19 protein-coding genes are annotated in these 24,306 nt (G+C 59.0%); all 19 read left to right on the forward strand.

Annotation, left to right across the window (positions count from 1 at the left end; all coding sequences use genetic code 11):
- The first annotated feature begins 126 nt into the window (after positions 1 to 126).
- The 19 genes from mraZ to ileS all read left to right on the forward strand — a co-directional run bounded on the left by mraZ (position 127) and on the right by ileS (position 24,180).
- Positions 127 to 558, forward strand: a complete 432-nt coding sequence (mraZ, locus tag HMPREF3044_RS02290; protein WP_005389459.1) for a division/cell wall cluster transcriptional repressor MraZ — start codon at positions 127 to 129, stop codon at positions 556 to 558.
- A 327-nt stretch (positions 559 to 885) separates the two neighbouring features.
- Complete coding sequence (rsmH, locus tag HMPREF3044_RS02295) at positions 886 to 1,836, forward strand: 16S rRNA (cytosine(1402)-N(4))-methyltransferase RsmH (RefSeq protein ID WP_246820858.1); 951 nt, start codon at positions 886 to 888, stop codon at positions 1,834 to 1,836.
- A complete protein-coding gene (locus tag HMPREF3044_RS02300) occupies positions 1,833 to 2,600 on the forward strand; it encodes a cell division protein FtsL (protein WP_231286035.1) in 768 nt (255 codons plus the stop codon). The genes rsmH and HMPREF3044_RS02300 overlap by 4 nt, the downstream gene beginning before the upstream one ends.
- A gap of 140 nt (positions 2,601 to 2,740) precedes the next feature.
- Positions 2,741 to 4,606 carry a peptidoglycan D,D-transpeptidase FtsI family protein gene (locus HMPREF3044_RS02305; RefSeq protein WP_005389464.1) on the forward strand — a complete coding sequence of 622 codons (1,866 nt, stop codon included), beginning with the start codon at positions 2,741 to 2,743 and terminating at the stop codon, positions 4,604 to 4,606.
- Between the two features lie 106 nt (positions 4,607 to 4,712).
- On the forward strand, positions 4,713 to 6,236 hold the full coding sequence (locus tag HMPREF3044_RS02310; RefSeq protein ID WP_005395515.1) for a UDP-N-acetylmuramoyl-L-alanyl-D-glutamate--2,6-diaminopimelate ligase: 1,524 nt from the start codon (positions 4,713 to 4,715) through the stop codon (positions 6,234 to 6,236).
- Between the two features lie 87 nt (positions 6,237 to 6,323).
- Positions 6,324 to 7,868 (forward strand): UDP-N-acetylmuramoyl-tripeptide--D-alanyl-D-alanine ligase, encoded by a 1,545-nt coding sequence (murF, locus tag HMPREF3044_RS02315; RefSeq protein ID WP_005389468.1) that lies wholly within the window; start codon positions 6,324 to 6,326, stop codon positions 7,866 to 7,868.
- A gap of 5 nt (positions 7,869 to 7,873) precedes the next feature.
- A complete protein-coding gene (gene mraY / locus HMPREF3044_RS02320) occupies positions 7,874 to 8,986 on the forward strand; it encodes a phospho-N-acetylmuramoyl-pentapeptide-transferase (protein ID WP_005389470.1) in 1,113 nt (370 codons plus the stop codon).
- A gap of 205 nt (positions 8,987 to 9,191) precedes the next feature.
- Positions 9,192 to 10,619: a UDP-N-acetylmuramoyl-L-alanine--D-glutamate ligase gene (murD, locus tag HMPREF3044_RS02325; RefSeq protein WP_005395517.1), complete on the forward strand. Its 1,428-nt coding sequence runs from the start codon at positions 9,192 to 9,194 to the stop codon at positions 10,617 to 10,619.
- The gene (locus HMPREF3044_RS02330; protein WP_070739121.1) at positions 10,609 to 12,129 is read left to right on the forward strand and encodes a peptidoglycan glycosyltransferase FtsW; all 1,521 of its coding nucleotides are present in this window, start codon (positions 10,609 to 10,611) and stop codon (positions 12,127 to 12,129) included. Before murD ends, HMPREF3044_RS02330 begins: the two co-directional genes overlap by 11 nt.
- On the forward strand, positions 12,126 to 13,232 hold the full coding sequence (gene murG, locus HMPREF3044_RS02335) for an undecaprenyldiphospho-muramoylpentapeptide beta-N-acetylglucosaminyltransferase (protein WP_005389477.1): 1,107 nt from the start codon (positions 12,126 to 12,128) through the stop codon (positions 13,230 to 13,232). Before HMPREF3044_RS02330 ends, murG begins: the two co-directional genes overlap by 4 nt.
- 21 nt (positions 13,233 to 13,253) lie before the next feature.
- Positions 13,254 to 14,729, forward strand: a complete 1,476-nt coding sequence (gene murC / locus HMPREF3044_RS02340) for a UDP-N-acetylmuramate--L-alanine ligase (protein ID WP_070739210.1) — start codon at positions 13,254 to 13,256, stop codon at positions 14,727 to 14,729.
- Positions 14,730 to 14,751: 22 nt separating this feature from the next.
- Complete coding sequence (locus tag HMPREF3044_RS02345; RefSeq protein WP_070739123.1) at positions 14,752 to 15,405, forward strand: cell division protein FtsQ/DivIB; 654 nt, start codon at positions 14,752 to 14,754, stop codon at positions 15,403 to 15,405.
- 219 nt (positions 15,406 to 15,624) lie between these two features.
- The gene (gene ftsZ, locus HMPREF3044_RS02350; RefSeq protein WP_005389481.1) at positions 15,625 to 16,923 is read left to right on the forward strand and encodes a cell division protein FtsZ; all 1,299 of its coding nucleotides are present in this window, start codon (positions 15,625 to 15,627) and stop codon (positions 16,921 to 16,923) included.
- A 93-nt stretch (positions 16,924 to 17,016) separates the two neighbouring features.
- Positions 17,017 to 17,766, forward strand: a complete 750-nt coding sequence (pgeF, locus tag HMPREF3044_RS02355) for a peptidoglycan editing factor PgeF (protein WP_371326108.1) — start codon at positions 17,017 to 17,019, stop codon at positions 17,764 to 17,766.
- 89 nt (positions 17,767 to 17,855) lie between these two features.
- On the forward strand, positions 17,856 to 18,557 hold the full coding sequence (locus tag HMPREF3044_RS02360) for a YggS family pyridoxal phosphate-dependent enzyme (RefSeq protein ID WP_070739127.1): 702 nt from the start codon (positions 17,856 to 17,858) through the stop codon (positions 18,555 to 18,557).
- A gap of 61 nt (positions 18,558 to 18,618) precedes the next feature.
- A complete protein-coding gene (locus HMPREF3044_RS02365) occupies positions 18,619 to 19,038 on the forward strand; it encodes a cell division protein SepF (protein ID WP_005389484.1) in 420 nt (139 codons plus the stop codon).
- An 84-nt stretch (positions 19,039 to 19,122) separates the two neighbouring features.
- Positions 19,123 to 19,413, forward strand: coding sequence for a YggT family protein (locus HMPREF3044_RS02370; RefSeq protein WP_005389485.1), 291 nt, complete (start codon positions 19,123 to 19,125; stop codon positions 19,411 to 19,413).
- Positions 19,414 to 19,614: 201 nt separating this feature from the next.
- Positions 19,615 to 20,523 (forward strand): DivIVA-like cell division protein Wag31, encoded by a 909-nt coding sequence (locus HMPREF3044_RS02375; RefSeq protein WP_005389486.1) that lies wholly within the window; start codon positions 19,615 to 19,617, stop codon positions 20,521 to 20,523.
- 483 nt (positions 20,524 to 21,006) lie between these two features.
- Positions 21,007 to 24,180 carry an isoleucine--tRNA ligase gene (gene ileS, locus HMPREF3044_RS02380; RefSeq protein WP_005389487.1) on the forward strand — a complete coding sequence of 1,058 codons (3,174 nt, stop codon included), beginning with the start codon at positions 21,007 to 21,009 and terminating at the stop codon, positions 24,178 to 24,180.
- Positions 24,181 to 24,306 lie beyond the last annotated feature (126 nt).

Below are 24,306 nucleotides of genomic sequence, written 5' to 3' on the forward strand. Positions count from 1 at the left end.
GGGGTAGGGTGGACGGTGTTGGTAGGGAAAGGAGGGACGTGTCCCTTGTTTATCTACCGCGAGGAAAACGGATACAGCTGAGATACTGACTGACCGCTCATCTGAGTGGGGAAGGGAGTAACCGAGATGTTTCTTGGTACTTACACCCCCAAGATGGACGATAAAGGTCGCCTCACGCTACCGGCAAAGTTCAGAGATGACTTGGCTGGCGGGCTTGTGGTGACGAAAGGGCAGGATCACAGTTTGGCCATTTACCCCAAGGAGGAGTTCGAGCAACGAGCTCGTAAGGCGGCACGAGTGTCGCGCACGAAACCAGAAGCGCGCGCGTTCATTCGTAACCTGGCTGCGAGTGCGGACGAGCAACGTCCAGACGGGCAAGGCCGAATCACCCTGTCTCCGGCACACCGGAAGTACGCGGGCCTGACAAAGGAATGCGTAGTTATCGGCTCCGTAGACTTCCTCGAGATCTGGGATGCACAGTCCTGGGTCGACTACCAGGCTGAAACAGAAGCCGATTTCTCGGCTGCTGAAGATGAGGTCTTGGGTGGCCTTCTGTAACAAGGGGGCTTCCCGTAAGCGCGTAGCGCGTGCAGGAACTCTGCTCGAGTGGGCGGGGCTTCGTTCTGATGTACTTCCCCGATATCAGAGCGGGCCCGCACTCGGGCAGGGCTCTGTACGCACTCAACTCACTGGTGACGCATTGTGCGTCGCCGGAAAACCATGAACACGCGTCGACGGATAAAGGGCTCACTGGAAGGAGGGGAGTGGCGCATGAACAATCACACGGACGTGGATACCGAGCGTGCCACGCCGATCCTTTCCACGAATCAACGCGAGCGCGATCTGCAAGAAAATCACGGTCATGTTCCCGTTCTGAGAGACAGAATGGTTGAGCTTCTTCGGCGCGGAATAGCAGTGGATGGGGCAACCGGAATCGCCGTAGACGGAACGCTGGGCGCGGGTGGACACACGGAGCACTTGCTGGCAACCGATCCCAACGCGCGTGTCATCGGAGTCGACCGGGATGCACAGGCGCTCAAGGATGCTACAGCACGTCTAGCGCCTTTCGGCGACCGCTTTGTTGGTCTCAATGTGCGCTTCGATGAATGGATGGAGGCGGCCTCATGCTCCTCCCATCCACTGTGCCAGGAGGCCGCGGCGGATGGTATCTCCGGGGCGCTTTTTGACTTGGGTGTCAGCTCCATGCAATTGGATCAAGAGGAACGTGGATTTGCTTACAAGATAGATGCTCCACTGGACATGCGGATGGACCCGAGCAGGGGCATCACTGCGGCCGACGTACTCAACACCTATTCACACGGAGACTTGGCGCGAGTACTGAAAACGTACGGCGAAGAGAAATTCGCCGGCAAGATTGCGTCGGCAGTGATTCGGGAGCGAGAAAAGGAACCGTTTACGCGCTCCGGGCGTCTCGTTGAACTCTTGTACGACACGATTCCCGCACCAGCTCGCCGTCACGGCGGGCATCCCGCAAAGCGCACCTTCCAAGCGCTGCGCGTGGAGGTGAACCAAGAGCTTCGCGCGCTGGAACAAGTGATTCCCGTCACCGCCGATGCTTTGCATGTCGGCGGAGTAATGGTGTTCATGAGTTATCAGTCGTTGGAAGACAAAATAGTCAAAAAAGCGTTGGCCAAGCTGACCACGTCCACGAATCCGCCAGGGTTGCCGGTGGATCTTCCCGGCACCGAACCCCATTTCGCTCTTGTGACACGGGGTTCAGAGAAAGCATCCAAGAAAGAAATCGACCAGAATCCGCGAGCCGCGTCCGTGAGGGTACGGGCAGCTCAACGTGTTCTGAATGGAGACAGGTCATGACGCTTCGCACACGACCCAGCACGAGAAGTCGGCGCTCGACGGCGCGCCAGCAGCGTAGTGTAACGCGGCGGCCCGCCGGAACCCTGGTAGATCACCGTGATGAGCTGCGCTCTCGCACCGCAGTTCCCAAATCGCCGAGTAAGTTCCGACCGGCGACGCAGCCCGTGCCGGCGCGTCGGTTCGGTCATTCGCCTGTCACCAAGCCGGAGCACTCGTTTGGTCGGAGGCTGGGATCCAAGCAGATCACCTCGTACCGGGGACGCCGGATCGTACACGAAAAGGCGGATACCAACACCGTCCGCTTCGTAGTGTTGCTATCGGTGTTCCTCGCTGTAGGCGTAGCAATCTCGGTGTGGTTGTCGGGAATCGCAACGCAGCAGTCCTTCGATTTGAACCGTCTCGCACAGCAGGATACGACGCTATCGCGTGAGTTAGAGACGGCAAACCGAAACCTGGAGGAGCTCCGCAGCGGTGCTGAAATCGCACGCCACGCGCAGTCGACCGGGGCTGTAGTAGCCACCGAGCCGGGGATTTTGACCACCGATGAGGCGGGGGCTGTCATCGAGCAGCGTCCCGCTAACCCGGCGGAATCCCGCCCGCTTACCGACGTAAACGACGCGCCAGTGCGTTCCAGCAGGGCATCGAGTTCGCCCGAAGGAATGGATGAGATCACGGATTCGGTGGTTCAAGTTCCCCAGGAGACGAACAAACCCTTGCTTCGTTCGAATGCAGGTCTTGCACCGTACGATCCCAATCAGAGGTAATTGTCGTGCGTGCCTACAGCCAACGCGTCCGCCTACAGCTAGGCTGTGCGGTAGTTAGGAGTTAAGGGCACGCAAAAGGAGTGAGGATGCAGTCGAGGCCGTCGAATAGCCAACGAAGCGCAACCAGAAGTGCGTCGGCAATGCTGACCTCCCGCGTGAAGATCATCAACATTGTCGCGGCTGTCCTCGCGATCGCTCTCGTCGGTCGATTGGCACTCGTGCAGGTTGTGTGGGGGCCACGGCTTGCCATGCAGGCGGAGGAGCAACGGACGAGGACGTATATCGATCCTGCACGGCGCGGTAGTGTGGTGGATCGGACTGGCAAGGAACTGGCGTACACCATGAAAGCGAGCACGCTCACCGTTTCGCCGAACATCCTGCGCAAGGAATTGCCCGTGTATATGCGTGGCAAACTCATTGAGTCCGGTCAGTACGAAAAGTACACCAACGATCAACTTCATGATCTCGCGGTCCAGAAGGCGGAAGAACGCATTGATGAGATGGCTCGTGAAATCCCCAAAATGGTGGAAGAATCCGCAGCCAATGCCACTGATATCAAAGAAGAAGACATCAAGAAGAAATTGCTGGCGGACTCCAACTACGAAGTTCTCGTCCGGAATGTTGATCCGGACGTCGCCGCGAAGGTGCGCGATACCTTCTTTGGTATCGCCGCAGACCACCAGGACATCCGTCAGTATCCCAACGGCGCGATCGGAGCCAACGTGATTGGCAAGGTGGATACCGATGGCTCGGGACAGTTCGGCCTCGAGGTATCCCAGGACGCAGTCCTTGGCGGAAAAGACGGAAAGAAGACCCAGGACGTCGCTGTGTCCGGCGAGTCCATCCCGGGCACACTACGAGATGTCACTCCCGTCGCTGACGGCGCGAACATCAGTCTGACGCTCGACCTGGATCTGCAGACATATGTGCAATCGCAGGTGCAGCAGGCTAAGGAGATGTCGAAAGCCAAGGGGGCGGAAGCTGTCGTTCTGGATGTAAAGACTGGCCACGTTTTGGCGATGGCAAATTCGGACACGATTGACCCCACCGGCGACATCGAGAAGCAGCTGAAAAAGGAACGCACGTTTGGCAACACGACCATCAGTAACCCCTTCGAGCCCGGATCGGTAGCCAAAATTATCACCGCCGCAGCGGCGATTGAAGAAGGCGTGACGCAACCGGACACAGTGCATACTGTGCCTGGGTCTATCAACATGGCGGGTGTCACCGTCCGCGACGCGTGGGATCACGGCAACGTGAACTACACCACAACCGGTATCTTCGGTAAATCCTCCAACGTGGGTACCCTGATGATCGCCCAACTTGTGGGCGAGGATACATACGCACAGTACCTTGATAAATTTGGCATCGGAAAACCGACGGGGATCGAGCTTCCAACGGAATCAGCCGGTCTGCTCCCCGCCCGCGAGCAGTGGAGCGGAGGTACCTTCGCCAATCTGCCTATCGGTCAGGGAATGAGTTGGACTCTGTTGCAAATGGCGAGTGTGTATCAAGCCATTGCTAACGGTGGTGAAAGGATCGAGCCGCGAATCATCGATTCGGTGACGGCACCAGACGGAACAGTCATAGACCAGCCCGAACCAGCGCGCACGCGGGTTGTGAGTAAGCATACCGCTGCAACGGTGCTGGACATGTTCCAGGCAGTGACGCAGAGTGACCCGACGGGTGTCAACCGGGGTACCGCACCTGATGCGGCTATCCCCGGATATCAGGTATCCGGAAAAACTGGCACTGCGCAGCAGGTTGACCCTGTGACCCACGCGTACTCCAACTCGGACTATTGGATTACTTTTGCCGGCATCGCACCGTCCAATGATCCGAGATTTGTGATCGCGTTGATGTTGGACGATCCAGAGCGAGGCGTTCACGGTGGTGGTGGACAGACGGCCGCGCCACTCTTCAAGGACATCGCCTCCTGGCTCATTGAGCGAGACAACGTCACCCCCGTTCCACCGGGCGAGCCGCACGTATTGCAAGTACCGTAACGGGCAATAGTGAACGCCCGTTGCACGTAGTTTTTAATCCGCGTGCCAAGGGGGCATACTGGTACGTCGGACTGAGATAAGTAGTAAGAAAAGGAACGTAAACCAAGTGGCTGTGACAATCGAACGCATTGCGACCGAGTGCGCTGGAGAACTACACCTTCGCCAGGGGTCTCCAGACCTCGAGGTGTCCCACATTGCTATCAACGGTGCCGATGCCCGTCCCGATGGTTTGTTTGCCGCCGTTGCAGGTACACGCAGCCATGGGGCTAAGTTTGCGGGTTCCTCTCAGGCAGCGGCGATTGTTACCGACAAGCCTGGCTACGAAATCCTGAAGACGGCCGGCGAAACCCGTCCGGTCATAGTTTTCGACGACCTGCGGGCACATCTCGGCGCTGTGAGTGCTCTCGTATGCGGAAACCCGTCGGCATGCATGACCGTCATCGGTATCACAGGAACCTCGGGTAAAACCACGACGAGCTACATGATGGAAGCGGGGCTTGCTGCCGCTGGCGCCACCGTCGGGCTCATTGGGACAACAGGCACACGCATCGCTGGCAAGAAGGTTCCCACGTCTCTGACCACACCGGAGGCTCCGACGCTGCAGGAACTATTCCTTACCATGAGGGATGCAGGTGTCACACACGTTGTCATGGAGGTCAGTTCCCACGCGATCGCTCTCGGGCGCGTCGGTGGTGTTGATTTCGATATTGCCCTGTTTACCAACCTGTCCCAAGACCATCTGGATTTCCATCCGACGATGGAAGACTATTTCCACACAAAGGCAAAGCTTTTTGTTCCCGGCTCTCCGCTGCGCGCGAAGAAGTCTATTATCTGCGTCGACGATAAATGGGGTGTGGATCTCACCCGACTTGCCGGTCCTGCAGCTACGACGGTGTCCACGAAGGGGGCTCCGGCGAACTTTATGGCTACAGATATCGAGACTGAGCCGGACGGAACCTCCCAGTTCACTGTCGCGTACAAGGGGAAGAAGCAGCGCGTGACGTTGCACATTCCCGGTGTCTTCAACGTTGCTAACGCGAGCCTTGCCATCGCTGCTGCTGCGTTCACGGATCTCGATGTCCGTACGTTTATCGCCGGGTTGGCGAACATCCAAGTTCCAGGCCGGATGGAAAAAATTGACAATGACAAAGGCGTGTTAGCTGTCGTGGACTACGCTCACAAACCAGCAGCACTTGAAGCAGCGATCAAGGCGGTTCGCGACGAAGTAGAAGGCCGTGTTATCGCTGTATTTGGCGCTGGCGGCGACCGCGACCATGGCAAGCGCCCGATCATGGGGTCCGCAGCAGTGGCCGGTGCCGATGTCGTCATTATCACGGATGACAACCCTCGGTCGGAAGATCCGGCTACCATCCGCAAGGCCATCGAAGACGGAGCGAAGGAATTCGTTGTCTCGCACCCGAGCCGTCGCAGCGTTGAAATCTGTAACGTGGGTGATCGTGGCCAGGCTATTGCTCTTGCAGTGAATAAATCGCAGGCTGGGGACGCAATCATTGTCGCTGGCAAGGGACACGAACAGGGGCAGCTAGTCGGAGGCGAGATGAGAGATTTTGATGACCGGATAGAACTCCGTCGCGCCCTCGCGGCGGATACCGGCGCGCAGGAAAGCTAGTTGGCTGGCACCGCGTTCTATACCTACTAATCTGACTTGGGTAAACCGGAACAATACCGGTACGACACGACCGAAAAAGGACGGATCATGATTCCACTTCGCCTTGGCGACATCGCTGCCATCACCGGCGGTGAACTAGTAGACGGCGCGGAGCCAGACACGATGGTCACAGGGCCCGTAGAATTTGACTCCCGCAATGTTTCTGCCGGTTCCTTATTCATCTGCCTGCCCGGTGCCCGCGTAGACGGCCACGACTTTGCCGGTATCGCTGTCGATCAGGGAGCGGTTGCCTGCCTCGAAGGGCATCGTACCGGCCAACCAGGCATCCTCGTGGATAATTCTGACGCTGACGAGTTAAGCGACTCTGCTACATCTTACGTCTTGGAGGCAGACAATACAGGTGAAGGCCAGGCCGTTATCACCGCCCTGTCGAAGCTAGCCCGCGCACACACGAAGAAGGCTGTTGAGGAAAATGGACTTACCGTCATTGGTGTGACCGGTTCGGCAGGTAAGACATCGACGAAGGATCTCATCGCGAGCGTCCTGCGACAAGCCGGAGAGACCGTGGCGCCACCCGGCTCTTTTAACAACGAACTGGGGCATCCCTATACCGCACTCAAAGTAGGCGAGCACACGACATATCTCGTGAGCGAGCTGTCTGCGCGTGCTATTGGGAACATCGCTCACCTTGCCCGGATCGCCCCGCCGCGGATTGGTGCTGTCCTCAATGTGGGTACCGCGCACATCGGAGAGTTTGGGTCCAAGGAGAATATCGCTCAAGCAAAGGGTGAACTCGTTGAAGCTCTTCCACCAGCGGCAGACGGCGGAGTCGCAGTGCTAAATGCTGACGATCCGCTCGTTATCGGCATGCGCAATCGGACTTCTGCACGGATCGTGACTTTCGGCATGGATAATCCGGCGACGGTCCGTGCCGAAGATGTGGAATTGGATGCCGTGGCTCGTGCAGCATTTACACTGTGCATCGAGGGGGAGAAGGCCCGGCGCATCCAGCTGCGAGTCTTCGGCCGTCACCAGGTGTACAACGCCCTCGCTGCTGCTGCGGTTGGTCACGCCGCTGGGCTCGACTGTGAGTCGATCGCCGATGCACTGAGCGAACATGTTTCCTCTTCGGAGTACCGCATGGATGTGCGTACCCGCGCGGACGGCGTCACAGTGATCAATGATTCGTACAATGCCAACCCGGACTCCATGCGGGCTGGTATTGACGCACTCGCGTTTACCGCGTCTGGCCGCGAGGACTGCCACTCTTGGGCCGTTCTCGGGTCGATGGGGGAGCTCGGTGACGATTCTTTGACTGAACATGCGGCGCTAGCCGAGGTTCTGTACAACCGCCATGTCGATAATCTCGTCGCGGTTGGAGATAACACCGCGATGGGCGCATTGGCATTAGAGGCTCGCCGATACGGTGTTAATACAGAGGTGGTTTCAACCACACAAGAGGCTGCGGATATAGTTTTAAGGCACCTGAAACCAGGAGACGTAGTTCTGGTGAAGGCCTCCAACGCGTGTGGCCTGTGGGCTGTCGCCCACACGATCCTCGCAGACCCGGCGGCCGCCGGTGCACAAGATTTATCCGATAGCTCCAGTAGCAATTCGCGTGAGGTGAAGTAGCGCGCATGACCCAGATCATTATTAGTGGCGTCATTGCCTTTTTGTTCTCCATTTTGTTCACCCCGTTCCTCATTAGGAAGTTTTCCTCAGAGGGCCTGGGGCAAGAGATCAGGGAGGACGGCCCCAAATGGCATTTGGCAAAGAGAGGTACTCCCACAATGGGAGGAATCGCCATCCTCTTGGGGATCATCGTCGCCTATGTCGTGACATCCATCTACGCCTCGATTATGGGCTATGGCGGGTTTACGGCATCTGGTTTGTTGGTTCTTGGGCTCACCCTCGCTATGGGGCTCCTGGGATTCGCAGATGACTTCATCAAGTTGTACAAGAACCGTAACCTCGGCCTGAACAAGACTGCGAAGTTGGTTGGGCAGTTCGTAGCTGCCATCCTGTTCGGTGTCCTCGTCGTTCAGTTCCCTGACGAGTCCGGTCTCACCCCCGGATCCACGAGTCTGAGTTTCCTGCGAGACATCCCCACAATCAATCTGTCGTTCGGCGATGGCGGCATCATTGGTGCTCTCGGCTTCGCCGTATTCCTGGCCTTCATGTATATCCTCATTTCAGCCTGGTCGAACGCGGTCAATCTGACAGATGGTCTCGATGGTCTTGCTGCGGGCTCTACTGCAATGGTCATGGGCGCATATACCTTGATCACCTTCTGGCAGTTCCGTAACTCCTGCTCGGTGGCAGTGGAGGCCTCGTGCTACCGGGTGCGTGATCCGTTGGATCTCGCTGTCTTGGCTGCTGCCGGACTTGGTGCGTGTCTCGGGTTCCTATGGTGGAACGCGGCACCGGCAAAGATCTTTATGGGTGATACGGGGTCGCTAGCGCTCGGTGGCCTTGTGGCTGGACTGTCGGTCACCTCGCGTACCGAACTGCTCATGATCATCATTGGTGCGTTGTTCGTCGTAGAGGCTGCCTCCGTCGTGATTCAGGTGGCGAGCTACAAAGCCACGAAGAAGCGCGTGTTCAGGATGGCTCCTTTCCACCACCATTTCGAGGCAGGTGGTTGGGCGGAAACCACCGTGGTTATCCGCTTCTGGCTGCTTTCTGCGATGGCAAGCATTGCGGGTCTCGCGGCCTTCTATGGTGACTGGCTGACCTCAGCGCCAATGTAAGTGTCCACATAACTCGCGGTGCCGAACCCGGCACCGCTTTTTTATTACCTAGTTCTCCGTAACACGCGGTAAAATTGTGAATATTGTGACTTCATAGAAATTATGTGGCCCCTGGGAGGTGCATCCCCGCTTGCCCTGACTGAGTGAATAAACTGGGGTCACATAAAGTACTACCGCCAGCGAACCAACAGAAAGTGCAGTGGATATGAGTAAACGGGTCGGCTCGCTTCCAGAGCAGCTTAGAGGACCGCTCGTCATCGCTGGTGCGGGAGTGTCCGGTTCGGGCATTGCGCGCCTGCTATGTGGATGCGGGGCAGACGTAACTCTCGCTGATTCCAATGTGAAGGCGGGTGAACGCGTCGCAGAGGAGATCGGGTGCTCGTTCGTTCCATTGGACTATGCGGTGGATAACGTGCGCACTTTCTGCACTGTTGTCACATCGCCGGGTTGGCGTCCAACCTCTGAGCTTTTTGTCCGCGCAGCCGAGAGTGGAATTCCTGTCATCGGGGACGTAGAGGTTGCGTGGCGGCTTGATCAGGCCGAAGCTTTTGGCAAGCCCCACACGTGGGTCGCGATCACGGGAACTAACGGGAAGACGACAACGACAGGGATGGCAGCTGCCATGCTTGCCGGTGATGATCCTGCACACCCGCAGGCCCTGCCGGTAGGAAACATCGGTGTCGCCGTGGGGGATGCCCTTGCTCACGAACCGCGGGTGGACATTCTCGTAGCGGAGCTGTCTAGTTTTCAGCTGCACTATTCGTCAACGCTACATCCAGAGGTGGGAATAGTTCTTAACTTGGCCGACGATCACCTCGACTGGCACGGTAGCTTCGAAGCCTACGCAGCTGCGAAGGCAAAAGCACTGCATGCTCGAATTCCTCTCGTTAACGCTGATGATCCTGTGGTCCGAGCGCTTGCGCCGGATGCTGTGAGTTTCACGCTTCACGAACCGGCCGAAGGGCAGGTCGGAGTTCGCGATGGCTTTATTGTCGATCATGCCTTCGCCGACGGTATCCCCATCGCTCCCGCCGAAGGCATTTCTCCGCCAGGGCTCGCCGGAATTTCCGATGCGCTGGCAGCGACAGCCATTGCCCGCGCCCTCGGGGCATCGCCGGAACACATTGCGACGGCTCTCTCGACATACTCCGTGTCCGCTCACCGGGGTGCGGTAACGCACACGGGTGCAGGCGTGACATTCGTAGACAACTCAAAAGCAACAAACCCGCACGCCGCCACAATGGCGCTCAAGGGCGTGGACCGCTACATCTGGATCGGCGGTGGGCAGCTGAAAGGCGCGCACATCGATGATTTCCTGAACGAAAACGCACCGCATATGAAGGCTGCAGCGTTACTCGGACTTGATCGAGAACTTCTGCGTGCCGGGCTAGCGCGGGTACGACCGGATCTTCCTGTCTTCGTTTCTGATTCGACAGACAAGTATGGCGCGATGCGCGAAGCGATCGAATTTGTCACTCGAGTCGCCGAGTCTGGTGACACCGTCATGCTCGCACCCGCAGCTGCGTCGCTTGACATGTATGCCGGGATGGCAGAGCGCGGGGACATTTTCACCGAATTAGCCAGGGAGTACTTCCCACGTACCGAAAGCAACGGAGTCCGCGATGAATCGTAATGGGTCGGCACCGACGCGGGCGACCTCGGACGGGCCTCTGGTGACCTGGTGGCGTGCGCAACACGCCAAGCCACTCATGGACTACGGAGTGCTCATGGTGACTATTGGCCTGCTCACTGCTCTTGGTCTCGTTGTCGCATACTCCACGACGACTACGTGGTCGGTCGTTGCTGAAGACTCCACCGTGTGGAGCTCTGCAGTTCGCCAGACCATTTACGTCATCCTGGGACTCATCGTGATGTGGCTGGCCATGAAGCTGCCCCTCGATTGGGTGCGGCGGTTTTCTCCGCTGCTCATGGTGGTTTCGATCATTTTGCTCATCGCCGTGCTCATCGTGGGAACGGGTGCTGAAGAGGTCGGCTCCCAGTCGTGGTTGCGCCTGGGGCCGGTGTCCTTCCAGCCGAGTGAGCTTGCACGTGTGGCCATCGCCATTTGGGGCGCCCATTACCTTGCCGGGTGCACTGCGCCAGGGAAAAACCTCCACGTTCGGCAGTGGGTATTTCTCGGAGTGTCATTCATTACGTGCGTTCTCATCATGAGTCAGGGCGACTTTGGTATGACGGCGACAACCGTGCTGATTGTTGTCGCGTTGCTCTTTTTCACCGGGATGAGCTGGGTGTGGATCGCAGCAGGCGGCGGACTTGCGATGTTCCTCTTGGCTGTGCTGCTCATTTTTGGGTCGGGGTACCGTGCGGAGCGCATTAGTACCTACATGGATGCTCTGACGGGGCATTTCGACGAGACTCGGACGAGTGCATTTCAGACGTACCAGGGTTTCCTTTCGCTTGGAGACGGTGGGCTCCTAGGGCTCGGCTTGGGACAGTCGCGCGCCAAGTGGTACTACCTCCCCGAGGCGAAAAACGACTTCGTCTTCGCCGTCATAGGTGAGGAATTGGGTCTCTGGGGTGGCATCATTGTCATCGGCTTGTTCGCCGTGCTCGCGGTCTACGGTTTTCGCACTGCAATGCGGAATACGAAGCCGTTCATGGCCCTCATGTCCGCCACCTTGGTGGCTGGTATCGTCTTCCAGGCGTTTTTTAACATCGGCTACGTGATCGGTATGTTCCCTGTGACAGGTGTCCAGTTACCCCTGTTGTCTTCGGGAGGTACGGCGACGGTGATCACGCTGGGGGCGTTAGGCCTCGTTGTTTCCTGTGCGCGCCACGAACCGGAGGCCATTTCCTCCATGCAGTACAACGGCTTCCCGACGATCGACCGTCTATTGCGTTTGCCGGAGCCATCGCCGAACGACGGCATGTTGGGAGCGCGGCGCGCCACCCTGCCGTCGGAAGAGCAGCTGGAAAAGCGGCGTGAACGAGGTTCCGTGGCACAGCGTCCGGCGGGGACGAGACCACGTCGGCCACGCCCACATGAGCGAGCATCGACATCGGCGCTGAGACACGACTTTCATCCAGTGGAAAGAAAACGGCCGTCTGACGGGCGTCAAGAGCGCCCGTATACGACGGAGCGATACCGCGCGCACGGACGAGATTCAAGGAGAACAAGGTGAGTAAAGCACACGATCCGCTGTCAATCGTGGTCGCGGGTGGCGGAACAGCAGGACACATTGAACCGGCTCTTGCCGTGGCGGAGGTACTCCGCGATGACCATGGGGCGCGCGTGACGGCGCTGGGGTCGAAAAAAGGGCTGGAAAAGGATATTGTCCCGGAACGTGGATTTGATCTGCGGATGATTCGGCCGGTACCCGTTCCCCGCAAAGTGAACACCACGCTAGCCAAGCTTCCCTTCAACGTTGTCCGCGCGGTGCGGGAAACGCAGAAGATTCTCGCTGACGTTGAGGCTGATTGCCTCATCGGCTTTGGGGGTTATGTCGCTGCACCGGCGTATATCGCCGCACGCCTGAATAGTATTCCCTTTTTTGTCCACGAGGCGAATGCCCGTGCTGGCATGGCAAACAAACTGGGCATCGCCCTGGGCGGGATTGGGCTCACGGCCGTGAGCGGTTCCGGTGTGAAGGGAGATGTAGTTGGTGTGCCGATTGCCCGCCGGCTGTACCCGGGGGACGAGAAGACCCAGGCTGAGCGGAAGTCCCGGGCATGCGAGAAGTGGGGTCTGGATCCCGCCAAACGCACGCTCTTTGTTACCGGCGGATCGCAGGGCGCGCTGAGCCTGAACCGTGCTCTTGCCGGGGCAGTGGAGGCCATCACCGCCGAAGGTATTCAGGTGCTTCACGCCTACGGGCCGAAAAATGATGAGCCGGCCGAGCACGAGTCGTATACCTCCGTTCCGTTCATCAAGGACATGGACCTCGCCTACGCGCTGGCAGACCTCGTCGTATGTCGTGCGGGAGCGATGACGGTGGCTGAGGTCACCGCTGCGGGCATCCCCGCTATCTACGTCCCGCTTCCACACGGCAATGGTGAACAGGCGCTCAACGCCGCCCCGGTGGTTGCCACAGGAGGAGCCACGATTATCGCTGATGCCGAACTGACTAGTGACACGCTCGCATCGCAGGTGCTCGCTATCCTTAACGACGCCGAGATTCTAGAATCTATGAAGGAGGCGACGCGCCAGAGCACTCTGGGCCATGCCTCCAATGACATCGCCGAGCGGGTAATCGCTAAGGCACGGAGCTTTAGGAAGGGCAAATAAGTGGATCTCCACCGCGTACACATGGTCGGCATCGGCGGTGCAGGAATGAGTGGGCTCGCCCGCATCCTGCTGTCGAGAGGAGCGGTCGTTACGGGATCGGATGCTAAATCCTCCCGCGTCGTTCTCGCACTGCGTTCCATGGGAGCCGTGATTGCCGACGGTCACTCCGCCGACAACCTCACCCTCTCCGGCGAACGTCCAAACGTTGTCGTCACGTCGTTTGCAGCTATCCCGAAGGACAACCCCGAGCTCGTCGCAGCGCGTGAGCTCGGGATCCCCGTCATTCGCCGGAGTGACTTGTTGGCGGAGTTGATGAAGGACCGGATCCAGGTGCTGCTGGCTGGTACGCATGGCAAGACATCGACGACGTCGATGGCTGTTGTCGCCATGCAACAAGCCGGGCTCGACCCGAGTTTTGCGATTGGTGGGCAGCTCAACAAGGCAGGCACGAATGCGCACGACGGCACGGGACGCGCCTTTGTCGCGGAGGCAGACGAATCGGATGCGTCGCTCCTCAGCTATGCCCCCGATGTAGCCGTCGTGACGAACATCGAGCCAGACCACCTCGATTTTTTCAAGACACCGGAAAAGTACTTCGAGGTCTTCGACTCGTTCGCCGCTGTCGTAGCAGAAAACGGAGGCGAGCTCGTGGCGTGCGTGGAGGATGAGCATGCCTTGGCGCTGGCGCGCACAGCGCCGGGGACCGTGTACGGGTACGGCTTTGCTGCAACCCTTGTGGAAAATCCGACTATTACCCCGCTCGTTGCGGTTGACGAGGTCACGCTCACTGCTTACGGTTCAGTCGCGACGATGCACGTGCATGTGCCTGGAGGCGATGTCGTTCCCGTTGAGGTCACCGTCCGTACCCCAGGCACGCACATGGTTCTAAACGCAGCTGCAGCGTTGGGTGCCACGTTCCTTGCTTCCAAGCGGGAAAACGGTACCTTCGACGCGACTACTCTTAACCAGCTTGCTGCTGGTATCAGTGACTTCACCGGTGTGCGCCGTCGCTTCGAGCTGAAGGGGACTGTGGAACGTGGGCCTCTTGCCGGGGTGAAGGTGTACGACGATTATGCCCACCACCCGACGGAGGTTGCTGCTGTCCTTCGTGCGTGCAAAGCGAAGGCCGTGGGGGAGGCTCGCGCTGCAGGAAAGCCAGATGACGAGCGTCCGCGCGTGATCGTCTGCTTCCAGCCGCACCTGTACTCACGGACACTGAAGTTCGCCGAAGAATTCGGCGCAGCCCTGTCGCTGGCTGATCACGCGATCGTTCTAGACATTTACGGTGCCCGCGAAGAGCCTGTGGAGGGTGTGACCGGCGCGCTTGTAGCAGAAAAGATTGACAGTACCGGTGAATATGTTCCGGGCTTCAACGATGCCCCGGCGGCAGTGGCGCGGGTGGCAAAGCCCGGCGATATCGTCCTGACGATGGGTGCGGGATCTGTGACGATGCTAGGGGCGGAAATTATCCGCAGCCTGGAAGAACTAGCTGACTAAGAAGAAACGAGGACAATTCGGCGTGCGGAAGCTACTCATCGGCTTGGGGGCCATCGTGGCTATGGTGGCCATCGTGTGCGGGCTGGTTTTCTTTGCGCCGTGGTTCGCGGTAAAAAGCATCGACGTGCGCGGTGCGGAGCACGCGTCCGTGGAGGAAATTCAGCAGGCCTCGGGTGTGATGGTGGGGGAGCAGCTGGTGTCTGTGGATGCCCCCTCGGCGGCCCGCCAGGTCGTGGCTCTGCCGTGGGTGAAAACCGCTACAGTGAGCAAGAAGTGGCCATCCACGGTCTCCGTCGCGGTCATTGAGCAGCAGGCGGTAGCCTATGTCAAGACTGCGGAGGGTACGACGCTCGTCAATGCGGACGGTGTACCCTTCGTCATCGACGAGGCACCTCTCGGCACGGTGGAGATTTCCGGGGCATCGGTAGATGATCCAGCGGTGTTCTCGGCGTGTCTCGCCGTCGTGGGGGCGCTTCCGGAGGGGGTGCGGAAGGAGGTTGCTCGCGTGCAGGCCCCAAGCCAGTACGAAATCACCCTGGAGCTTCTCGACGGTCGCAGTGTTTATTGGGGGTCGGCCGAGCAGGCGCACAACAAGGCGGTTGCTACCGAACTGGTGTTGGCTCGTCCGGGCGAGCGCTTCAATGTCTCGAACCCGCAGCTTGTAACCGTCGACTAGCTCCTCATCGGGAGCCAAAACCGGCTTCGACGAGCAGGAGAGCGGGGATAACAATCCACCATAAACCCTAAACCTCAAGTAGAGGGTGGAGACACGCCGCGTACGTGGTAGAACACATTTTGGTCGCTGTGGTTGAAAATTGGAAGGAACCTTTAACCGGGGTCTCCAAAGAAGACCTTGCACACGAAATTTTTGTCACAGAAAGGCGAGCTACCCATTATGACCTCACCAGATAACTACCTCGCCGTCATTAAGGTCGTCGGTGTCGGCGGCGGCGGTGTGAACGCGGTCAACCGCATGATTGAGGAGGGGTTGAAAGGTGTTGAATTCATTGCCATCAACACCGACTCGCAAGCCCTCATGTTCTCCGATGCCGATGTCAAGCTCGAGATCGGTCGCGCCGCTACCCGTGGCCTCGGTGCTGGTGCGAACCCCGAAGTGGGGCGTACCTCCGCTGAGGATCACAAGAATGACATCGAGGAGATTCTCAAAGGTGCGGATATGGTGTTCGTTACCGCTGGTGAGGGTGGTGGAACCGGTACTGGTGCGGCTCCTGTCGTGGCGAATATTGCAAAGAAGCAAGGCGCACTCACCGTTGGCGTGGTTACTCGCCCATTCACCTTCGAGGGACGCGCCCGCACCAAGCAGGCGATGGAAGGTATCGAGGCCCTGCGTGAAGTGTGTGACACGCTCATCGTTATTCCGAATGACCGGCTGCTGCAGCTCGGCGACGAGAACCTCTCCATGCTCGACGCATTCCGCGCCGCAGACGAGGTGCTCTTCAATGGTGTTGACGGCATCACCCGCATCATTACCACCCCGGGCATCATCAACGTCGACTTCGCCGACGTTCGCGCCGTTATGAGCGATGCCGGTTCCGCCCTCATGGGCATCGGCTCCGCACGCGGCGAAAACCGCGCGGTCACAGCCTCCATGCAAGCAATTGAGTCCCCGCTCCTGGAGTCCACTATCGAGGGAGCGCACGGCCTCGTCGTGTCCTTCGCTGGTGGCTCGGACATGGGCCTCCACGAGGTGAATGAGGCTGGCCGACTCATTGCGGAGAAGGCGGATGAAGACGTTCAGACCATCTTCGGTGCCATCATCGATGACAACCTCGGCGACGAAATCCGCGTCACGGTCATCGCCACCGGTTTTGACAACAAGAACAATACCGACGATGCAAAGAAAAAGGCAGAGGAGATCCCCGGCGGCCACGCGGAGGCGGCTTCCAGCTCTGCCGCGAGCGAGGAAGAGCGCTCGGCTCATAGCTATTCCGGTGATGTCACCCCAGCCCCCAGCGACTCGGATTCACTGTTCGGAGGTCGCTACACCCACGATGACCAGACCTCCCGTCACCGTCTCGCTGATGAACGGGAGCGTGAGCGCCCCGCCGAGCATGGTGAAAGCCGTGGTCTGTTCACCGGGCGTGACGAGGCCCCCCGCAGCTACCGCGGCCGTGGCTACGATGACCTCGACGACGGCGACGACGACCTCGATGTGCCGGGGTTCCTCCGCTAGAGGAGCGGGTACAGCGGTGATCGCTCACGCGTAGCCGTCGAAAAGCAACAATGGCGCAGAGTCCAGAGACAGAAAACCGGTGACAGTATGGACATGGCGAACACGAACACAGCCGAGCGACCTGTGAGGATCTTCTTCACGACGCGAGGCGGAGGGTTTTCGAAGGCGCCGTACGAGGGGCTCAACCTCGGCGACCACGTCGGCGACGACCCGACCTTAGTGGCGCGCAACCGCGCCCACGTGGCCGATGTCATCGGTCTGCCCCTCGAACGCTTCGTCTACATGGAGCAGGTTCATTCGCCGACCGTCACGGTGGTGGAGGCAACCACTCCTACGCCCGTTGAACTGACGGATGCCATCGTCACAACTGAGCGGGATCTGGCTCTGGTCGTACTCACCGCGGATTGTGTGCCGGTGTTGCTGTCAGACGCCGACCACGGCATCGTGGCTGCTGTCCATGCGGGTCGCCTTGGTGCCCGCAACGGGATCGTCAAAAAAACCGTGGAGCAAATGGTGAGCTTGGGAGCCACTCCCGCGACGATGCACGCATGGATTGGGCCCGCTGCCTCGGGCAGGCACTACGAGCTTCCTCAAGAAATGGTCGCAGACGTCGAGAAACACCTGCCAGGGAGCGCTTCGACGACAGTGAATCACACGCCGAGCGTGGATCTGCGAGTCGGCATTGTTCGCCAGTTGTACGGCCTAGGAGTCGTCGCGGTGAACACAGATCCGCGGTGCACCATTGAAGACACAGACTTTTTCAGCTATCGACGGGACGGGCGGACAGGCCGACAGGCCTCCATCATCTTCCTCCCCGCAGATAGCGAAGGAAACAACGGATAGCGCGCGCCACTCGGTGATTCCGCCGACACGGTGAGCACGCCAACACGGTGAGTACGCGCCATAGGATGAAAGGTTGAAGGAACGAGAACATGGCTCGGGAAGACGAGATAGCCGCTGGGCTCCAGCGGGTGCGCCAGCGAATCGCGGAAGCAAAGGCAGCCGCGGGTAGAACCGACGAGGTTCGCCTCCTTCCCGTGACTAAATTCCACCCTGCCTCCGATGTCGAGATCCTCCATTCACTGGGGATTGAAGCGGTGGGGGAGAACCGCGACCAGGAGGCCAAAAAGAAGGCGGCGGAATTTCCGTCCATGGCTTTCCATATGCTCGGACAGGTACAGACGAAGAAGGCTAATTCAGTAGCCCGCTGGGCATCTGCCGTTCAGTCTGTGGACAGTCTGACTCTTGTGCAAGCGCTCGATCGCGGAATGCAGCTCGCCCTGGACCGTGGCGATCGCACAACGGAGACTCTCGATGTCTATGTGCAGCTGTCGCTTGATGGCGACGAATCCCGTGGTGGCGTGATTGCCGCAGATGTCCCGTTCCTGGTCGAAGCCATCGAGGGTAGTACTCACCTGAGACTTGTCGGGTTGATGTGCGTGCCTCCTGTCGCCAGCGATGCGGACGAGGCTTTCGCCACCGCTTTGGACGTCAAGCAGGATCTCGATGCCCGTGCGGGACACCCCCTCGAGTTCTCCGCTGGGATGTCGGCTGACCTTGAAGTGGCAATCAAAAATGGCTCGACTCTTGTGCGTGTCGGAACCGACATTTTGGGGCCACGTCAAATACCGTAAAAACCAACAAACCACAACACTTACACAGCAACGTCAGGTGCGCGAAGGAAGGATCACACACATGACAAACGTTCAGAAATTCAAGGAATTCTTCGGGTTTGGTCCCGCAGAAGATTACGTAGCTGAGGACGAGTATTACGGCTCCCCCCGCGGCGGAGAGGATTACAAGCAGGAGAGCCGCTACGGGCGTTCCTACAGTGGCTACAGCCAGCCGCGCTATGAGTCCTCCGTTGTCACCGTCCGCCTGAATTCGTACCAGGAAGCTCGGCAGCTTGGTGAGCCTTTCCGCGATGGCGATGCCGTCGTTTTTGACATGACCGCCATGGACACCGCCGATGCACGTCGCATCGTGGATTTCGCCGCCGGCCTCGTCTTCAACGCACGCGGCACGATGGAAAAAGTCGGGCGGAAGACGTTCGCCATCATTCCTGAAGGAATGGATATTACGGTAGCGGACTTGGAGCGTGCCGCTCGCCGCTAGGCGGTCATCCACTTTCCAGCACTTTTGACGCTGCGTGCCCCCGGTCATGCCGGGGGCATCTGTTTTAGATAGAGTAGGACAACTGTGAGTACTGTTACCTCCATACTGCTTCTCGTAGTGCAGATCTACACGTGGATTCTGGTCGCCCGCATCATCATCGAAATGATTGGCTCATTCTCGCGCGACTTCCGTCCGCCACGCTGGTTTTCCCTTGTATCCGAACCGCTCTTTGTCGTGACGGATCCGCCTGTGAAGGCTCTTCGCCGACTCATTCCGCCATTGCGGATGGGGAATATTGGCCTCGATATGAGCGTTCTCGTACTATTTTTTATCCTCCAAGTAATCGAAATCTTTCTCTCCGCTGCGGTCGCTTAATCGCCCCCTGACTTGGTATTTTGTGTCAACCCTGCAGGTGGGTCGCCAGAAAATCCGAGGGTTTCAGGTGTGACTTGCGTGGTAAATGGGTACACTAGTGACAGAAAAACAATTAAGATTAAGTACAAGTTGATGTGCAGCCCGGTTGGTTGCACTCACCGCAACCGGTGAAACCACCTAGGTAAGTGAAGGGATCCGTCAATGCCGCTGACTCCAGCTGACGTGCACAACATAGCCTTTAGCAAGCCGCCGATTGGCAAGCGCGGCTACAACGAAGACGAGGTTGATCAGTTCCTCGACCTCGTTGAGGACGAACTCGCCCGCCTGCAGGACGAAAATCAGGCTTTGCGCCAGCGCGTAGAAGACCTGCAGAAGGAAGCAGGCTCCGCCACCGCTGGCAGCACCTCCGTCGCTTCTATCTCCCGTGTGGACGAGGAAGAGATTCGTCGCAAGGTTGCCGCCGAGTACGAAGCAAAGCTCGAACAGGCTCAGAAGCAGGCCGCAAGCGCCCGCGAGGAAGCGGACAAGGCGCGTCGCGAGGCAGCATCTGCACGCAACGCACAGCAGAGCGCCAAAGTCGCCGATACGCAGGCTCCCGTCGAGGGTCAGGCATCCGCCGAGACGCACATGCAGGCAGCCCGCGTTCTTGGTCTTGCTCAGGAAATGGCCGACCGCCTCACCAACGACGCGCGCACCGAAAGCCAGTCCATGCTGGACGAGGCCCGCGCCGCCGCAGAGTCCACCATCTCGGATGCGAACTCCTCCTCGCAGCGCACCCTGGCAGATGCCAAGCAGCGCTCCGACAAGATGGTTCGCGAGGCGCAGGAGAAGGCAGACCGGCTCATCAGCGATGCCACTACTCAATCCGAAAACCAGATCCGGAAGGCTCAGGACAAGGCGAACGCCCTCCAGGCCGATGCCGAGCGTAAGCACACCGAGATCATGGCCACTGTCAAGAGCCAGCAGGCCGCTCTGGAGAACCGTATCGAAGAGCTGCGTACCTTCGAGCGCGAGTACCGCACTCGCCTCAAGACCCTCCTGGAATCCCAGCTGGAAGAGCTGCAGAGCCGTGGCTCCTCCGCACCGCGTAACCCGCAGGGCAATAAGTAGCCTCTAGCTGCAGCAGCCAGTGCAGTATGCTGTACTCGCTGCCATCGCGCTACCGTGCGTGCCGTTGTGATTCAGATGGTGTGATACGTATCTGGCTCGTTGCGTGTTTTCCGCCCCACGTGGCGCGACTGTCAAGCGAGTCGCGTGGTGTCCGGTAACGGTTAGCGTCGTCCCCTCCCACTCTGTGGGCGGGGACTTTTTGCTGCGCGGAACTGTTTTGGTGGTATAGTTTCGTTCCAAGGCTATGACCCGGCTATCACCGGCGAGCTCCCGGAAGAAAAGTAAAGCGCCCCGTAACGGCACGCCAGCACGGCAACGTCAGGGGGAGATACTGAGTAGAACCGGGCGGACATCAGATCGCCGATACAGATCCTTAAAAACTCGAGCGGAAGTGCAATGCGCTTCAAGCAGGGTGGTACCGCGCAACCGAGGTTGCGTCCCTGCGTTAACAAAAAATGACAGTTTTTAAGGAGTGATCCACTTATGACGGCGAAGAGCAACGTAGGAAATGTTTACCCGCGCGTCGACCTGTCCGGGGGCACCAGCAATTTCCCCACCATGGAGGAAAATGTTCTGGAGTACTGGGACAAGGACGACACCTTCCAAGCCAGTCTCAAAAACCGTGAAGACGCACCGGAGTACGTCTTCTACGACGGCCCGCCCTTTGCAAACGGCCTGCCGCACTACGGTCACCTCCTCACCGGCTACGTCAAAGACATCGTTCCCCGCTTCCAGACAATGAAGGGCAAGCTTGTCCGTCGTGTCTTCGGCTGGGACTGCCACGGCCTGCCGGCTGAGTTGGAGGCTGAAAAGCAGCTCGGCATCAAAGACAAGGGTGAGATCGAGGCCATGGGCCTCGAGGCCTTCAACAAGTACTGTGGTGAGTCTGTCCTCCGCTACACGGAAGAGTGGAAGGAATACGTCACCCGCCAGGCCCGCTGGGTCGACTTCGATAACGGCTACAAGACGATGGACCTCAACTTCATGGAGTCCGTCATGTGGGCGTTCAAGACCCTTTACGATAAAGGGCTCATTTACCAGGGCTTCCGTGTTCTCCCGTACTCGTGGGCCGAGCACACGCCACTGTCCAACCAGGAGACACGCCTGGATGATTCCTACAAGGACCGCCAGGATCCCACGTTGACCGTCACGTTCCCGATCACGGGTGCTGACGAAGGCAGCGCGGGCGCACAGGTTCTGGATCGGCTTTCCGACGTCTCCTTCCTCGCATGGACGACAACCCCCTGGACGCTTCCATCCAACCTGGCCCTCGCCGTGCATCCCGACGTCCGCTACGTTATCGTCACCGTCGGTAAAGACGGAATAGAGGAATTCGTCGGCCGGAAGTTCCTCCTCGCTGAGGATCTCGTGTCTGCCTACAAGAAGGAGCTCGGTACAGCGGAGGTCGTCGATACCTTTGAGGGCAAGGAGCTCGAGGGGCTGACCTATAAGCCGCTCTTCGACTTCTTCCTGGATACGGAGAAGGCCTTCCACGTACTGCTGGCCGACTACGTCACCACCGAGGACGGTACCGGTGTCGTCCACCAGGCTCCCGCCTTCGGTGAAGACGATATGAATACGTGCAAGAAATACGGTGTGGGACTGGTCATCCCCGTCGACATGGACGGTAAGTTCACGGAGCAGGTGCCGCCGTATCAGGGGCAGCTCATCTTTGATGCCAACAAGAACATCATCCGCGACCTGAAGCACATCGGCCGTGTTGTCCGTCACCAGACGATCGTCCACAGCTACCCGCACTCTTGGCGTTCCGGCGAGCCGCTCATCTATATGGCTCTGCCCAGCTGGTTTGTTGAGGTAACGAAGTTCCGCGATCGCATGGTGGAGCTCAACCACGAGAAGGTGGAGTGGATCCCCGAGCACATCCGCGACGGCCAGTTTGGCAAGTGGCTGGAGGGAGCCCGCGACTGGAACATCTCGCGTAACCGCTACTGGGGTTCACCGATCCCGGTGTGGGTTTCCGATAATGACGAGTACCCACGTGTGGATGTCTACGGTTCGCTGGATGAGCTGGAGCGGGACTTTGGTGTCCGGCCGACGAGCCTGCACCGCCCGTACATCGATGAGCTCACGCGCCCGAACCCGGATGATCCGACCGGAAAGTCCACGATGCGCCGCGTGCCGGAGGTTCTTGACTGCTGGTTTGAGTCTGGCTCCATGCCGTTCGCGCAGAAGCATTACCCGTTTGAGAACAAGGAATGGTTCGATACTCACTCGCCGGCCGACTTTATTGTGGAATACTCCGGCCAGTCCCGCGGTTGGTTCTACACCCTCCACGTGCTCGCAACCGCCTTGTTTGATCGCCCTGCCTACAAGCGCGTCGTCGCCCACGGTATCGTGCTCGGCAACGACGGCCTGAAGATGAGTAAGTCTAAGGGCAACTACCCGAACGTCAAGGAAGTCTTCGACCGAGACGGTTCTGATGCCATGCGCTGGTTCCTCATGAGTTCGCCAATTCTTCGCGGTGGCAACCTCATCGTGACGGAGCAGGGCATCCGTGAGGGGGTTCGCCAGGCGATGCTGCCGATGTGGAACGCCTACAGCTTCCTGCGTCTGTACTCCTCCAAGCAGGCCACGTGGTCTGTCGATTCCGACGACGTCCTGGATCGCTTCATCCTGGCCAAGACGAGGGACCTCGTCGAGGCTGTCGATGCCTCACTGTCCGCTAGCGATATCTCCGCGGCCTGCGACGAGATCCGCGTCTTCTGCGACGTTCTCACCAACTGGTACGTGCGTCGCTCGCGCGACCGTTTCTGGGCTGGTGACGACCAGTACCCGGAGGCATTCAACACCCTGTACACCGTGTTGGAAACCCTGTGTCGCGTTGCTGCACCACTGTTGCCGATGACCACAGAGGTGATTTGGCGCGGTCTGACTGGTGAGCGCTCCGTGCACCTGACGGATTACCCGGTTGCACAGGACTTCCCGGCAGATGACGGGCTCGTCCGTGCGATGGATCTTGTGCGCGCCGTGTGCTCGTCTGCCTCGTCTATCCGCAAGGCCGCTCAGCTGCGTAACCGTCTCCCGCTGAACAAGCTCACCGTTGCTGTTCCGGAGGCCGATAGCCTTGCTGAGTTTGCGCCTGTCATCCGCGATGAGGTGAATGTGAAGAACGTTGAGCTCACCACGGATGTCGATGCGGTTGGTTCGTTTAAGGTGAACGTCATCCCGAAGGTCGCCGCACCGCGCCTTGGCCGTGATTTCCAGCAGACCCTTGTCGCTGTGAAGAAGGGCGATTACGAGCGGGACGGCGATACGGTGAAGGCTGCTGGCCAGGTTCTCCAGCCCGGCGAGTACGAGGAGGTCCTCGTCGCTGCCGATCCGGATTCCACCGCCCGCATCAGTGGGCACAACGGTCTGGTCGTGCTGGATAAGAACGTGACGGAGGAACTGGAAGCCGAGGGCTGGGCAGCAGATGTCATCCGTGGTCTCCAAGATGCTCGCAAGGCTGAGGATTTCGAGGTCTCTGACCGCATCAGCGTCCGCCTGCAGGTGTCGGAGGATAAGGCCGAGTGGGCTAACCGCTTCGCCGAGCACATTGCAGAAGAGGTCCTCGCCACCGTTTTCGCGTTCACCGACGCGACCGGTGAGCACGAGATCATCGATGGTGTTACCGCCACGCTCAAGAAGAACAATTAAACAGGAACAACGAAGCAGATAGCCCTGCTGGGATTTCCTCGCCGGGATCCCGATAGCAGAACCTTGCTAAACACACGGTCCACAGCAGCGAGTACAGCCATAGCGGCGAGTGCAGCCACGGCAGCG

The organism is Corynebacterium sp. HMSC073D01 (assembly GCF_001815555.1).
Lineage (GTDB): Bacteria > Actinomycetota > Actinomycetes > Mycobacteriales > Mycobacteriaceae > Corynebacterium > Corynebacterium glucuronolyticum.

Coding starts and splice junctions, on each gene's coding strand:
- rsmH (WP_246820858.1), top strand. CDS start 886: ATGGTTGAGCTTCTTCGGCGCGGAATAGCAGTGGATGGGGCAACCGGA.
- murF (WP_005389468.1), top strand. CDS start 6,324: ATGATTCCACTTCGCCTTGGCGACATCGCTGCCATCACCGGCGGTGAA.
- HMPREF3044_RS02375 (WP_005389486.1), top strand. CDS start 19,615: ATGCCGCTGACTCCAGCTGACGTGCACAACATAGCCTTTAGCAAGCCG.
- HMPREF3044_RS02300 (WP_231286035.1), top strand. CDS start 1,833: ATGACGCTTCGCACACGACCCAGCACGAGAAGTCGGCGCTCGACGGCG.
- HMPREF3044_RS02305 (WP_005389464.1), top strand. CDS start 2,741: ATGCTGACCTCCCGCGTGAAGATCATCAACATTGTCGCGGCTGTCCTC.
- HMPREF3044_RS02360 (WP_070739127.1), top strand. CDS start 17,856: ATGGCTCGGGAAGACGAGATAGCCGCTGGGCTCCAGCGGGTGCGCCAG.
- mraY (WP_005389470.1), top strand. CDS start 7,874: ATGACCCAGATCATTATTAGTGGCGTCATTGCCTTTTTGTTCTCCATT.
- ftsZ (WP_005389481.1), top strand. CDS start 15,625: ATGACCTCACCAGATAACTACCTCGCCGTCATTAAGGTCGTCGGTGTC.
- mraZ (WP_005389459.1), top strand. CDS start 127: ATGTTTCTTGGTACTTACACCCCCAAGATGGACGATAAAGGTCGCCTC.
- HMPREF3044_RS02330 (WP_070739121.1), top strand. CDS start 10,609: ATGAATCGTAATGGGTCGGCACCGACGCGGGCGACCTCGGACGGGCCT.
- murD (WP_005395517.1), top strand. CDS start 9,192: ATGAGTAAACGGGTCGGCTCGCTTCCAGAGCAGCTTAGAGGACCGCTC.
- HMPREF3044_RS02365 (WP_005389484.1), top strand. CDS start 18,619: ATGACAAACGTTCAGAAATTCAAGGAATTCTTCGGGTTTGGTCCCGCA.
- pgeF (WP_371326108.1), top strand. CDS start 17,017: ATGGCGAACACGAACACAGCCGAGCGACCTGTGAGGATCTTCTTCACG.
- ileS (WP_005389487.1), top strand. CDS start 21,007: ATGACGGCGAAGAGCAACGTAGGAAATGTTTACCCGCGCGTCGACCTG.
- murC (WP_070739210.1), top strand. CDS start 13,254: ATGGTCGGCATCGGCGGTGCAGGAATGAGTGGGCTCGCCCGCATCCTG.